Here is a 12452-nt window from a genome sequence, read left to right as displayed (position 1 = left end):
GGTGATCATGATCAGGGTTTGGCAGTCGCCGCGTCGACCTTCTGTTCGGCCTCCGCCTTGGCCAGCCGCTGGTCCAGCAAGCCATTGATCTGGCGGACGGCTTCCTTGCGCCGCGCGGTGTTGCGGGCCTCTTCGTCGCGCCATTCGATGCCGAAGGCGTCAGCAAAGCCCTGCATCTTCTTCTGCTGCTTGACGAGGGCCGCTTCGCGCTTGGCGAAGTCGATCTTCTGCTGCAGGATTACCGCCGCGTCGGACCGGTTCGCGTCCCAGCTCTGGACATAGATGATCTTGTTGCGGGTCGGCATCGTGTTGGTGTTCGCATCGACGATGAAGGCCCAGACGATCACATAGGTGAAGGCCGCGGACACGCCGAGCAGCGGCCATTTATGCTGGCGCTGCTGCCGGAAATAGCTCCAGAAATCACCAAAGGCGCTCTTGGGAGAAACGGGACGGGGAAATATCGCCATGCCGCGCTTATAGGGCAGGGCGGGCGCGGATGCAAAATGATCCATCGAACTCCCTCCATGAAGGAACGGGCGGGCTATGCCCGCCCGTCCTTTGCTCAGCGATCGGTCAGGGTGAAGCGCACGGTCAGCGTCTTGACGCTGCTCACCGCGACGCCGTCGCGCGTCGCCGGGCGGAAGCGCCATTTGCGCAGTGCATGCTTCTGGGTGGCGAGCCAGAAGCTCTCGTCGGTCGCCGAAATCTTGACGATGTCGCTGACGCGCCCTTCCGGGCTGATTGTGACGCGCACGGTGACGTTGCCTTCCAGCCCCTGGCGGATCATCGCGCCGGGATAATCGGGCTGGAAAGATCCGAGCGCATTGGGCGCTATGCTGGCTTCGACAAGCACCGGAATATGTGGCGGGGGCAGGGGCGGATCAATGACCGTCCCGGTTCCCGATCCGTCAAAGGGCGAGGATGGGCCGGTTTCGATCGTCGGGCCGGCCGGAACGGGCATCGGTACGATCGGATCGGTGGTCGTCGGCTTTTGCGGCAGCGGATTGGTCTGGACCGTCTGGGTGGTCGGTTCCGGTGGCGTCGGTTCGGGCGGCGGAGGCAGCGGCACCGGATAGCCGGTGATCGGCGGCGTCGGGCGGACCCAGTCGATCACCTCCTTGGGCATCAGCAGGAAGGCACCGACCACCACGGCATGGACCGCAATTGCCCCGCCGATCCCGATTGGTGATTTGCGCCGCGCGGCATAGCCCGACTGGGTCGCATCCTGTGTCGGTTGCATCGTCATATACATGGACTGCACCCTCCTCTCGTGACGCCAACTCTCTGGCGCCATGAAATGATACAACATCAAAATATGATATGTTGCAACATCAATTTTCAGCAGGGCGGTGCGCCTGAAATATTCGCGCTGCTTCGGGACATATCGGGGCAATGCGGCGATGCGAGACACTGCGGCAACGCAAATCCAGGAATTCCGATGCGCCTTCCCACGATGCTGCTATTGTCGACCCTGTTGCTGCCGGTGCCGTTGTTCGCCCAGCAGCCAGCCGATCTGTCTGCGCGGACGGAAGGTCCGCATGATGGCGAGGCACGACCCGAGGGCCCTTGGGCTGCCGATGCCGACGGTGATGGCCGGATCACGCGGGACGAGATGCAGGCCTGGCTCGACCGCCGCTTTTCGGCGATGGATTCGGACGGCGACGGGGCGATCTCGGCCGAAGCCATGCAGCAAATGCTGGGTCATCAGCGCGGCCCGCACCAGGAAGGGCAGGGCGAACGCCGGCATGGCCGTGGCGGCCCCGGTGGCGCCGGTGGCCCTCCGCCCGGTGGTCCGCCACCCGGCCCGCGACCGGGCGGCCAGAGTGGCGACGCCGCTCCACCCCCACCTCCGGGCCGCGCCATGCCCTATCCCGAGGATGGCAATGAGGATGGCGTGATCGATCGCGCCGAATTTTCCGCCCCGTCGCTCGCCATGTTCCATGATCTCGACCGCAATGGCGACGGCGTACTGAGCGCCGACGAACTGCCGCCATCGCCGCCGCCCGGCCGAGAGGGCGGTCCCGAAGACTGATGTTCAGCTAGGAACCGGGGGCCTTCTCCTCTGTGCGACCGGTTCCGGTCGGGGCGCGTCGTTTTTGGCCCGATGCGCCCCGACCATTTCTCAGAAGAAGGTGTCGATGGCGTGGATGGCCAGCCCCACCAGCCCGCCGACCAGCGTGCCGTTGATGCGGATATATTGCAGGTCGCGGCCGACCGCATTTTCAAGCCGGCTGGTGACCGTGCCGGCATCCCATCCGCGCACCGTCTCGCTCACCAGCTTGACGATCGAATCGCCATAGGTGGCGGTGGCGCCGACCGCGCCGCGCCGCACGAAGCGATTGATCACCAGTTTCAGCCGCGCATCCTCCTGCAATGTGCCGCCCAGTTGCTGCAACGCCTCGCCCAGTCGCCCGGCCATCGCCTTGCCGGGATCGCGCACCGCACGCAGCAGACCGGTGCGGGCCTGTTCCCACATCCCCTCGATCCAGCGCTGCATGGCGGGATTGTCGAGTATCTCGTCTCGAATCTTGGCCGCCTTCGCCTGCATCTCGATGTCGAACTGCAGGTCGAAGGCGAGCTTGGCCATGCCTTCCTCGGCCTTGAGGCGCAGGCTGTGGCCGGGATCGGCGGCCATGTCCGCCAGCAACTTGCGCAGGCCGTTGACGATGGCATTGGCCAGATTCTCGTCCAGCCCGGTCCAGCGCAGCACGGTGCCCGCGCGCTCATGCACCATCTGGCGGATCAGATGGTCGTTCGCCTCCAGCGTCTTGTCTGCCCACTGGATGATGCCATCCATCACCGGCGCATGGCGGCCGTCGCGCATCGCCGCCTCAATTGCTTGCCCCACCAGCGGTCCGACATTGATCGCGCGCAGCCGCTGGCCGATCGCGCCCTTCACCATCCCGCCCAGCCGTTCCTGGTCCAGCGCCTCCAGCATGTCGGCGAGCAACCGGGACGCGCCGACGCGCAGTCGTCCGTCGCCGGCGGACGGGCTGGCCAGGAAACGGCCGGCCGCACCGGCCACGTCCATGCCGCGCATCCGCCGCGCGACGACGGCCGGGGTCAGGAAATTGTCGCGCAGGAAAACTGCCAGCGTGTCGCCGATCCGGTCCTTGTTGCGCGGAATGATCGCCGTATGCGGGATCGGCAGGCCGAGCGGATGACGGAACAGGGCGGTGACCGCAAACCAGTCGGCCAGGCCGCCGACCATCGCCGCTTCGGCAAAAGCCTGGACGAAGCCGATCGCGGGATGGAGATGGACGGTGGCGCGCGCCGCGATGAAGAGCGCTGCCATCGCCAGCAACATCCCCGTCGCCACCAGCCGCATGCGCCGCGCGGGATGGGCGGCGGCGTCGAGGGGCGAACGGGGCATGCGCAGCAGCTTCATGACGGTGAAACGGTTACGCGCCCGTTTCGTTCAGGCAAGCCCCATATTTTGCCATGGGGCTGCCCGCGCGAACCCGGCTCCTTATTCCGCCGGCTGGGCATGGCTGGCCGAATGGCCGTCATGCGACTTGTGGGTCAGGAAGCGGCGGCTCAGCCGCGGCCCGGCCCATTGTTCGACACCCAGTGCCAGGCTGAACACGGCCGGCACGATCACCAGCGTCAGCACCGTCGACAGCAGCAGGCCGCCGATCACCGTGATGCCCATCGGCGCGCGCCAGGCGGCGTCTCCCGACAGCGACAGGGCCGTCGGCACCATGCCCGCGACCATCGCGACCGTGGTCATCACGATCGGCTGGGCACGCTTGTGGCCGGCATCGAGGATCGCCTCCTGCTTGGGCACGCCCTTTTCCATTTCCTCCAGCGCGAAGTCGATCACCAGGATCGAATTCTTGGCGACGATGCCCAGCAGCATCAGCAGGCCGATGAACACCGGCAGCGACATGGGCTGGCCGGCAATGTGCAGCGCGATCGCCCCGCCCAGCGGCGCCAGCAGCAGCGACCCCAGGTTCACGAAGGGCGGCATGATCCGCTTGTAGAGCAGCACCAGCACCGCCAGCACCAGCATGATGCCGGAGAAGACGGCGATGACGAAGTTGGTCAGCATTTCCGCCTGGAACTTGCTGTCGCCCGCCTCGATCTTCTGCACGCCCTGGATACGGCCTTCCTTGATGGCCTTCATCGTCGGCAGTTCGTTGATCTTCTGATTGGCCTGGCTGGTGACGATGCCGGGCGCCAGATCCGCGCCGACGACGACGCGGCGGATCTGGTTGTAGCGGCGAATCTGTGTCGGGCCTGCGCCAAAGCTGATGTCGGCCACGACCTTGAGCGGCACGGAACCACCCGACACCGTCGGCACCGGCATATTCTCGATCGTGGCGATATCCTTGCGGCTATCTTCGGCCAAGGCGACGCGGATCGGAATCTGGCGATCGGACAGCGAGAATTTGGCGACATTCTGGTCGATGTCGCCGATCGTGGCGATGCGGATCGATTGGCTGAGCGCAGCGGTCGTCACGCCCATGCTGGCAGCCAGGTCTAGGCGCGGCTTGATGATGATCTCGGGCCGCTGCATGTCGCCTTGCACGCGCGGCGCGCGCAGTTCGCGGATGCCGGCCATTTCATGCACCAACTGGTTGGCGGTCTTTTCCAGCAGCTCCGGATCGTCCGAACCATACATCATGATGATGTCGCGGCCAAAGCCACCACCCGATTGGGACTGGAAATTGACCCGTGCGTCGGCGATCGTCTGGAACTTGGGTGCAATCTTGCGTTCCCAATCCACCGACGACATCGGCCGGGTCTTCTTGAGCGTCAGGAAGATGTCGGCGCTGGTCGGCTCGATATCGGCAAAGGCAGCCTCGACCACATCCGTGTCGGCCGCCAGCATGTCGGCAACCTTGCGGGTGATGGCGGTGGTCTGCTCCAGCGTGCTGCCCGGCACGGTCTCGATCTTCACCTGGCTGAAATCGGTGTTGATCGTCGGCTGGAAGGTCATGGGCAGCGTGCCGAAGGCGAACAGGGTCGCCACGAAGGCGAGCATGCCGATGCCCAGAGTCCACACGCGATGGTCGACGAAGAAGGCGACGAAGCGGTTGCGGAAACCGCCGCGCGCGCGTCGGGCCTTCGCCCTGCGCTGGTCCAGCGACCAGTGGAGCACGCTCATATAGCGGTCCATCAGCCAGCCCTCGCCATGGCTCGCCTCGCCATGGGCCTTCAGGAAATAGGCTGCGATCATCGGCGTGATAAGGCGCGCCACGGCCAGGCTCATCAGCACCGACACGACGACGGTCATGCCGAACTGGATGAAGAACTGACCCGAAATGCCCGGCATCAGCGCGACCGGCAGGAACACCGCGACGATCGCCATGGTGGTCGCGAGCACGGCCAGGCCGATTTCGTCGGCTGCGTCGATCGACGCCTGATAGGCCGATTTGCCCATGCGCATATGGCGCACGATATTCTCGATCTCCACGATCGCGTCGTCGACCAGCACGCCCGCCACCAGGCTCAATGCCAGCAGCGAAATGCCGTTCAGCGTAAAGCCCAGCATGTCCATGAACCAGAAGGATGGGATCGCCGACAGCGGGATGGCAAGGGCAGAGATCATGGTCGCGCGCCAGTCGCGCAGGAACAGGAAGACGATGACGACCGCCAGCACTGCGCCCTCGATCATCGCCGACATGGCACTGTGATACTGGCCGCGTGTATATTCGACGCTCGAATAGAGCTGCTTGAACTGGACCTTGGGATTTTCCTTCTTGAGCTTGTCCAGCACCTTCATGGCATCGTCATAGACGGTGACGTCGGACGATCCCTTGGCCTTTTCCAGGCTGAAGCTGGTCACCTGCCGGCCGTTCATCAGGGCCAGGCTGCGCTGTTCGGCATACATGTCGCGAACATCGGCAATATCGGCCAGCTTGACCGTGCGGCCGCCGGAAATGGCGATCTGGGTCTGGCCCAGATCATGGGCGTTGCGCGCATTGCCCAGCACGCGGATCGACTGTTCGGCACCCGCAATCTCGGTGCGGCCGCCGGCCGCGTTGATGTTGACCTGGCTCAACTGCGCATTCACCTGCGCGGCGGTGACGCCATAGGCCTGTAGGCGGGCAGGATCGAGGATGACGCGGATCTCGCGGCTGACGCCGCCGCCGCGCCGCACCGCTGCCATGCCGCTGACCGACAGCAATCGCTTGGCGACCGTATTGTCGACATACCAGGACAGTTCCTCCAGCGTCATGTCGGTCGCTTCGGCGCTGAAATAGGCGATCGGGCCGCCATCCACGTCGATGCGCTGGACCTGCGGTTCCAGGATGCCGTCGGGCAGGTCGCTGCGAATCTGATCGACGGCATTCTTGACGTCATTGACTGCACGATCGACCGGCGTGCCGATCTTGAACTGGACATTGGTCAGCGACTGGCCTTCGGATGCGAAGGAGGTGATGTCCTCGACCCCGCTGATGCCGCGCACGGCGGCCTCGACCCGCTGGGTCACCTGGGTTTCCAGTTCGGTCGGCGCGGCGCCCGGCTGGGAGACAGTGACGCTGACCATGGGAAAGCTGATGTCGGGATTCTGGTTGATGTCCATCCGCAGGAAGCTGACGACACCGGCCAGCATCAGCGCGGCGAACAGGACCAGCGGCGGCACCGGATTGCGGATCGCCCATGCGGAGATATTGCGAAAACTCATGACGGGCTTCCCTCACCGGACGCCACCGCGCCCGCTTCCAATATTGTCAGTCCTGCCGGTCCGGGCACGATGACCCGGCCGGGACCATTGCGTCAGCGCGCCTTGAGCGCTTCCGGCTTAACCTTCTGCCCCACGGTCAGGAAGGCGCCGGCCGACGTCACGATGCGCTCGGCGCCGGTGATGCCGCTGGTGATGGCGACGCCCGTGTCGGACACCTGGCCCACCTTCACGTCGCGCCGTTCGACCTGGTTCTTGCCGTTGACGATATAGACATAGCTGCCCTTGGCGTCGCTCTGTACCGCCGATTCCGGCAGCAGCGGGGCATTGCCCGAGCCGCTGGTGATCGTCGCCGACGCGAAACCGCCGGGACGGATCGCATCATTATAGGCGACCGCGATGCGAGCGATGCCCTGGCGGGTCTGCGGATCGACGACCGGCGATACCTGCCAGACGCGGCCGCTGAAATGCTGGTTGCTACCGACCGGGGTCACGGTCGCACTGTTGCCGGCGCGCAGCGTCGCCAGATCGGCTTCAGCCACCTGTGCCTGCATTTCCATCTCGCCATCCTTGGCCATGCGGAACAATGTGCCGCCGCCGGCCTGGACGATCTGGCCGGGCTCGACCGTGCGGGTCAGCACCAGGCCGGAAGCCGGCGCGCGGATGTCCAGGCGGCCGGTGCGGGCGCGCTGTTCGGCCAGTTGCGCTTCGGCCACGCGGACCTGGGCGACGGCCTGGTCGCGGGTGGCGGTGCGCTGGTCGATGTCGGCGGCGCTGATGAAGCCGCGGCCGACCAGCGCTTTGGCGCGTTCCAACTGGGCCTGGGCCAGCTTGGCATTGGCGCGCTGCACCTCGACCTGGGCGGCCAGCGAATTGACCTGCTCGCTCTGGACCGACCGTTCGACGGTGGCCAGCACCTGACCGGCACGGACCCAGTCGCCCGGCTGCACCAGCACGCGCGTCACCATGCCGCCTTCGCCGACCACGCCGACCGGCATGTCGACACGGGCGGCCAGCGATCCGGTGCTGCTCACGGTGCGGGCAACCATCGTCTGGCCGGGGGTCAGTACGGTCACGACTGGTGCCTGCGGAGCGGCGTCGGGTGCGGCGGCATCCTTGCCCCGCATCGACAGCGCGGCGGCAGCTGCCACCAGCGCAACCGCAACAACGCCACCGATGATCAGCAGCCGGCGGCGACGGCGAATCCGGTCTTCGTCATCGACCAGGATCGCGGACGATTCGCCCGTCAGCGTAGTTTCGTAATTCATGCCGTTTCCATCTCTCCGGCGGGTTCCGCCCAAACTCGGAACTGTGTTATATGAATATATCACCGCCCTCAAGCCCCAATATCACGCTTGGACGGGCCTTCGCAAAGCCAATTGTGCCGATGCGAAGGGGCTGGCGGGCTCTTGCATCTTGTCCGTCTCTTGCCAAAGGGGCCGGACTATGTCGCTATGCCGCGCCTTGGGGCGGGTTGGCTAATATAAGAGGATGCGCACCATGGAATTGCTGGGATGGATCATGACGGGCCTGCTCGCGGGAGCATTGGCGCGGCTGGTCATGCCGGGCCGCGATCCGGGGGGCTGCGTCGTCACCATCCTGTTGGGCATGGCCGGGGCCTTGCTGGCGGCCTTTGTCGGTCAGATCATGGGCTTCTACGCGCCGGGTGAGCATGCCAGTTTCATCGCCGCCGTGCTGGGCGCGATCGCGGTTCTGGCACTCTATCGCTGGTTCAGCGTCCGGCGCTGACGCAAAAAGGCCGCGTCCTTCCTGGGAAGGACACGGCCTTTGAGATGGAATGTCCGGTCGTTAGCGGACCGATCCGCGCCGTACCAGGTTGACGATCGCCAGCAGGATGACCGCGCCCAGCAGCGAAACGAGGAAGCTGTAGAGCGTCAGTCCGGCATTGTTGATCGAGCCGCCACTGAAGATCAGGCCGCCGATGAAGGCGCCGACAATGCCGACCACGATGTTCAGCAGGATGCCCTGCTGCGCATCGGTGCGCATGATCATGCTGGCGAGCCAGCCAATGATGCCGCCGACGATAAGCCACAAGATGATGCCCATGTTACTCTCCTTGACCACACCCCCAACGGGTTTGCTGGCTATTCAACCCGGAACATGGCTTCGCGTTCCCGCAGAAAATGATTCCGCCTTGGAAACCATCCCCGACCCGCAACGCGAAAGGGGCCGCCGGACGGTCTGTCCGGCGGCCCCCGCATCATTCGTCTCTGTGCCCGCCCGTCGGCGGCACCCGATCCTTCAATATTTCTGCTGTCGCTCGTAGAGTGACTTATAATATTGGATGCGCGTCACGCGCAGGCCATGCATGCCCGAACGGTCCACCGCCCGCTGCCAGCTGGCAAATTCTTCCAGCGTCAGGCTGTAGCGGGCGCAGGCCTCGTCCACGGTCAGCAGGCCCCCATTGACGGCAGCGACGACCTCCGCCTTGCGACGCACGACCCAGCGGGTGGTGTTCACGGGCGGCAGATTTTCCAGCGTCAGGGGTTCGCCGAGCGGTCCTACGACCTGTGCAGGCCTGATTTTCTGGTTCTCTATCATCTTTACCCTCAATTAGCGGCATTGGCGTTGCCGAATTCAGCAGCGAAACCTCGATGTCACATCAGCCCTGAAGATCGGCTAAAGCCCCAAGGTAAACACAGGCTTCATCATCCTTGCCCCACCCCTAAATGGCTCGCGATCAGCGGGTTAAAGCTTCCTGCGAGACGAACGGCTTCGATCTTGCCGTCGGAACGTGGCGCGAAAAGCTCGGCCAGTTCCTGAATCCAGTCCTCCATCCCGTCCTGCCCCCGCAGGACGCCCGCGACCGCCAAGGCCGTGGGACTGGCCGCCTGCGCCGCAGCCGAAGCCGCCCGCAGGAAAGGCCAGGCCGGGACGCGTGCCCGGCCTGTCGGCCTTGTCAGGGCGGGTTTCAGCCCGCCTGTCCGGAGAAAACTCAGATCCATGACCAGGCTTCTACCGGGCTAATCGATAAGGTCCGGTAAATGCCGGACACATTTTCGTCATCGAAACGATACGCTTGCGGGGGAAGATGCTGGAACGCAGCGCCGCCTGCGACTATATGGGCGGCCATGCAGCCCGAATTTCAGCTCCCAGAGCCGCTCTCGCAGCGGCGCATTGTCGTTGCCATGTCCGGTGGCGTGGACAGCAGCGTCGTCGCCGCGCTCGCCGCGAAGACCGGCGCGGAAGTGATCGGCGTGACGCTCCAGCTTTACGATCATGGCGCCGCCGTTGGCCGTACGGGCAGCTGTTGCGCGGGCCAGGATATCCGCGATGCGCGCGCCGTCGCTGATCGCATCGGTATTGCGCATTATGTCTTTGATTATGAGAGCCAGTTTCGCGATTCGGTGATCGCCGACTTTGCCGATGAATATATGGCCGGCCGCACCCCGATCCCGTGCGTGAAATGCAATATGGGGGTGAAGTTCACCGACCTGTTCCAGATCGCGCGCGACCTGGGTGCCGATTGCCTGGCGACCGGTCATTATGTCCGCCGGGTCGAAGGGCCGCAGGGCGCCGAACTGCATCGCGCCGCCGATCCGGCGCGCGACCAGAGCTATTTCCTGTTCGCCACGACTCAGGCCCAGCTCGACTATCTGCGTTTCCCGCTGGGCGGCCTGCCCAAGCCGCAGGTGCGCGAGATCGCCGCCGAACTCGGCCTGTCGGTGGCGTTGAAGCCCGACAGCCAGGACATCTGCTTCGTGCCCGATGGCGATTATGCCAAGATCGTGCGCAAGCTGCGCCCCGATGCGGACGAGGGCGGCGACATCGTCCATGTCGATGGCCGGGTGCTGGGCCGGCACAAGGGGCTGATCCATTATACGGTCGGCCAGCGCAAGGGGCTGGAGATCGGCGGCCAGGCAGAACCGCTCTATGTCGTGCGGCTCGATGCCGAAGGACGGCGGGTGATCGTCGGGCCGAAGGTTGCGCTTGCCGTGTCGGGCGCGCGCCTCAGCGAGATCAACTGGCTCGGCCGCGGCTTTACCGGACCGCTGACCGCCAAGGTCCGCTCCATGGCCAAGCCGGTTCCGGCGCGCCTCGAAGGGGATCGGCTGATCTTCGACGCGCCCGAATATGGCGTCGCGCCGGGGCAGGCGGCGGTTCTCTATGCCGGCGATCAGGTGCTGGGCGGCGGCTGGATCGCCGCGACCGAGGCTGCGCTGGCCGAGGCCGCCTGAGCCGGCGGCACGGCCAATTGTGACATTTATATTTCCTTTCGTGCCCGATTCGATCTAGCGTCCCCGCCCCGGGGCACCGCTCGCAACAAGGGGCGCACGGATGGACAACCGCGAAGTCGAGCTGAAGCTGGAATTTGACCCGGCCGATCGCGCCCTGCTGGCCGATGCACCGCTGTTCGCGGGGCAGAAGGGGCAGGCGGCCCATCTGGTTGCGACCTATTTCGATACGCCCGCGCTCGATCTGCATCGTGCCGGCTTTTCCCTGCGCGTCCGGCGCAAGGGGCGTGCCCATGTCCAGACGATCAAGGCCGATGGCGGCAGGGCGGCTGGCCTGTTCGCCCGTTCCGAATGGGAAAAGCCGGTCGACGGCAATGTCCCGCTGCTCGATTCGATTCCTGGTCCGCTCGATCAGGCTGTCGGCGCCGCCACCGTCGCGACCGCCGACAAGATTTTCGTCACCGATATCGAACGCACCGTGCATCGGCTCGATCGGGACGGGCAGGGGGTCGAATGCGCGATCGACATCGGCCGGGTTCGGGTCGGCCGTCGTGCCACTCCGCTGGCAGAGGTCGAGCTGGAATTATTGTCGGGTGAACCGGCCCTGCTTTTTTCGATGGCCCGCCAGCTCAACGACCTGGTGCCGCTGCGCCTGGGCATGCGCTCCAAGTCGGATCGCGGCTATGCCCTGCTCGCGAAGGAGCGGCGCAAGCCGGCTAAGGCCGAACCCATTGCGATCGCACCGGACGCAACCGTCGAGCAGGCCTTTCGTGCCATCGCCCAGGGCTGCATCCGCCAATTTCGCCTGAACGAGGATCTGCTGTTCACCACCGGTGCGCCCGGCGCGCTGCATCAGGCGCGGGTAGGGCTGCGCCGACTGCGCTCGGCGCTGTCGATCTTTGCGCCGGTGCTGGCGGGCGATCCGGCACTCGCGCCGCTCAAGGATGGTCTGCGCGCACTGGCTGCCACGCTTGGCCGGGTCCGCAATATCGACGTGCTGCTGCCTAGTCTGCCCGACGATGCCGCCGCGCGCCTTGCGCTTGTCCGGGCTGAAGCGCTGGCCGACGCCGAACTCGGCTTGCAGGCGCGCGAGACCCGCATCCTGATGCTGGATCTCGCCGAATGGCTGGCGCTGGGCGACTGGTGTAGCCAGCCGGCCGATGCCGCTTTGCTGCATGCGCCTGTCAGGCCCTTTGCTGCCGAAATCCTGTCGGATCGACGCAAGCGGCTGAAGCGCAAGGGGAAGAATCTTGCCAGGCGCAGCGACGAGCGGCGCCACCAGGCTCGCATCGCCGCCAAGAAACTCCGCTACGCCAGCGAATTTTTCGCGCCGCTTTTCCCCAAGAACAAACAGCAGCGGCGCCATGCTGCCTTCTCCACCATGCTGGAAAAGCTGCAGGATGATCTGGGCGCGCTCAACGATCTGGCGACCGCGCCCGCCACCCTCGCGGCGGCCGGTATCGACTTCGATTGGCCCGCGCCGGATGACAAGGCGCAGCGCCGCCTGCTGCGCCGCGCCGAAAAGGCCTATGCCGCTCTGCTCGACACCAGGCGCTTCTGGGGCTGAGCTTCCCGTTCTCCTGACCCGAAAATCTTGTGCTTTGGCGCGTCGATGGCTAAGGCCC

General features: G+C 65.3%; 12 protein-coding genes. 4 read left to right on the top strand and 8 right to left on the bottom strand.

Annotated features, from left to right (window positions below; genetic code table 11):
* Nucleotides 1–11 precede the first annotated feature (11 nt).
* Nucleotides 12–512 (bottom strand): hypothetical protein, encoded by a 501-nt coding sequence (locus E5554_RS01085; RefSeq protein ID WP_004208853.1) that lies wholly within the window; start codon nt 510–512, stop codon nt 12–14.
* A gap of 50 nt (nt 513–562) precedes the next feature.
* A complete protein-coding gene (locus E5554_RS01080) occupies nt 563–1252 on the bottom strand; it encodes an energy transducer TonB (protein WP_136185700.1) in 690 nt (229 codons plus the stop codon).
* A gap of 186 nt (nt 1253–1438) precedes the next feature.
* Between E5554_RS01080 and E5554_RS01075 the strand changes: the two genes are divergently transcribed.
* Nucleotides 1439–2032 carry a hypothetical protein gene (locus E5554_RS01075; protein WP_136185699.1) on the top strand — a complete coding sequence of 198 codons (594 nt, stop codon included), beginning with the start codon at nt 1439–1441 and terminating at the stop codon, nt 2030–2032.
* Nucleotides 2033–2122: 90 nt separating this feature from the next.
* Here E5554_RS01075 and E5554_RS01070 read toward each other — a convergent pair whose 3' ends face one another.
* The 3 genes from E5554_RS01070 to E5554_RS01060 all read right to left on the bottom strand — a co-directional run bounded on the left by E5554_RS01070 (nt 2123) and on the right by E5554_RS01060 (nt 7899).
* Entirely contained in the window at nt 2123–3388 is a 1266-nt protein-coding gene (locus tag E5554_RS01070; protein ID WP_136185698.1) for a DUF445 domain-containing protein, read from the bottom strand.
* Between the two features lie 81 nt (nt 3389–3469).
* Entirely contained in the window at nt 3470–6634 is a 3165-nt protein-coding gene (locus E5554_RS01065) for an efflux RND transporter permease subunit (RefSeq protein ID WP_136185697.1), read from the bottom strand.
* A 92-nt stretch (nt 6635–6726) separates the two neighbouring features.
* The gene (locus E5554_RS01060) at nt 6727–7899 is read right to left on the bottom strand and encodes an efflux RND transporter periplasmic adaptor subunit (RefSeq protein WP_037521299.1); all 1173 of its coding nucleotides are present in this window, start codon (nt 7897–7899) and stop codon (nt 6727–6729) included.
* 232 nt (nt 7900–8131) lie between these two features.
* Here E5554_RS01060 and E5554_RS01055 point away from each other — a divergent pair, with 232 nt between their 5' ends.
* A complete protein-coding gene (locus E5554_RS01055) occupies nt 8132–8380 on the top strand; it encodes a GlsB/YeaQ/YmgE family stress response membrane protein (RefSeq protein WP_026109172.1) in 249 nt (82 codons plus the stop codon).
* A gap of 60 nt (nt 8381–8440) precedes the next feature.
* Here E5554_RS01055 and E5554_RS01050 read toward each other — a convergent pair whose 3' ends face one another.
* The 3 genes from E5554_RS01050 to E5554_RS01040 all read right to left on the bottom strand — a co-directional run bounded on the left by E5554_RS01050 (nt 8441) and on the right by E5554_RS01040 (nt 9597).
* Nucleotides 8441–8698, bottom strand: a complete 258-nt coding sequence (locus E5554_RS01050; RefSeq protein WP_004208845.1) for a GlsB/YeaQ/YmgE family stress response membrane protein — start codon at nt 8696–8698, stop codon at nt 8441–8443.
* A 195-nt stretch (nt 8699–8893) separates the two neighbouring features.
* Nucleotides 8894–9193, bottom strand: coding sequence for a DUF1153 domain-containing protein (locus E5554_RS01045; protein ID WP_004208844.1), 300 nt, complete (start codon nt 9191–9193; stop codon nt 8894–8896).
* Between the two features lie 107 nt (nt 9194–9300).
* Nucleotides 9301–9597 (bottom strand): hypothetical protein, encoded by a 297-nt coding sequence (locus E5554_RS01040; protein ID WP_097384715.1) that lies wholly within the window; start codon nt 9595–9597, stop codon nt 9301–9303.
* A 126-nt stretch (nt 9598–9723) separates the two neighbouring features.
* Here E5554_RS01040 and mnmA point away from each other — a divergent pair, with 126 nt between their 5' ends.
* Together mnmA and E5554_RS01030 are read left to right on the top strand one after the other, a co-directional pair.
* On the top strand, nt 9724–10830 hold the full coding sequence (gene mnmA / locus E5554_RS01035) for a tRNA 2-thiouridine(34) synthase MnmA (protein WP_136185696.1): 1107 nt from the start codon (nt 9724–9726) through the stop codon (nt 10828–10830).
* A 100-nt stretch (nt 10831–10930) separates the two neighbouring features.
* Nucleotides 10931–12394, top strand: coding sequence for a CYTH and CHAD domain-containing protein (locus E5554_RS01030; RefSeq protein ID WP_136185695.1), 1464 nt, complete (start codon nt 10931–10933; stop codon nt 12392–12394).
* Nucleotides 12395–12452: the final 58 nt, after the last annotated feature.

Source organism: Sphingobium sp. PAMC28499, assembly GCF_004795815.1.
In the GTDB taxonomy this organism is placed as follows: domain Bacteria; phylum Pseudomonadota; class Alphaproteobacteria; order Sphingomonadales; family Sphingomonadaceae; genus Sphingobium; species Sphingobium yanoikuyae.
Note: the sequence above shows the minus strand (reverse complement) of the source record. Positions and strands in the feature narration are given on the sequence as shown.

What these genes read in the sequence shown, in the direction of transcription:
- E5554_RS01085 (WP_004208853.1), bottom strand. Translation starts at nt 512, where the DNA reads ATGGATCATTTTGCATCCGCGCCCGCCCTGCCCTATAAGCGCGGCATG.
- E5554_RS01080 (WP_136185700.1), bottom strand. Translation starts at nt 1,252, where the DNA reads ATGTATATGACGATGCAACCGACACAGGATGCGACCCAGTCGGGCTAT.
- E5554_RS01075 (WP_136185699.1), top strand. Translation starts at nt 1,439, where the DNA reads ATGCGCCTTCCCACGATGCTGCTATTGTCGACCCTGTTGCTGCCGGTG.
- E5554_RS01070 (WP_136185698.1), bottom strand. Translation starts at nt 3,388, where the DNA reads ATGAAGCTGCTGCGCATGCCCCGTTCGCCCCTCGACGCCGCCGCCCAT.
- E5554_RS01065 (WP_136185697.1), bottom strand. Translation starts at nt 6,634, where the DNA reads ATGAGTTTTCGCAATATCTCCGCATGGGCGATCCGCAATCCGGTGCCG.
- E5554_RS01060 (WP_037521299.1), bottom strand. Translation starts at nt 7,899, where the DNA reads ATGAATTACGAAACTACGCTGACGGGCGAATCGTCCGCGATCCTGGTC.
- E5554_RS01055 (WP_026109172.1), top strand. Translation starts at nt 8,132, where the DNA reads ATGGAATTGCTGGGATGGATCATGACGGGCCTGCTCGCGGGAGCATTG.
- E5554_RS01050 (WP_004208845.1), bottom strand. Translation starts at nt 8,698, where the DNA reads ATGGGCATCATCTTGTGGCTTATCGTCGGCGGCATCATTGGCTGGCTC.
- E5554_RS01045 (WP_004208844.1), bottom strand. Translation starts at nt 9,193, where the DNA reads ATGATAGAGAACCAGAAAATCAGGCCTGCACAGGTCGTAGGACCGCTC.
- E5554_RS01040 (WP_097384715.1), bottom strand. Translation starts at nt 9,597, where the DNA reads ATGGATCTGAGTTTTCTCCGGACAGGCGGGCTGAAACCCGCCCTGACA.
- mnmA (WP_136185696.1), top strand. Translation starts at nt 9,724, where the DNA reads ATGCAGCCCGAATTTCAGCTCCCAGAGCCGCTCTCGCAGCGGCGCATT.
- E5554_RS01030 (WP_136185695.1), top strand. Translation starts at nt 10,931, where the DNA reads ATGGACAACCGCGAAGTCGAGCTGAAGCTGGAATTTGACCCGGCCGAT.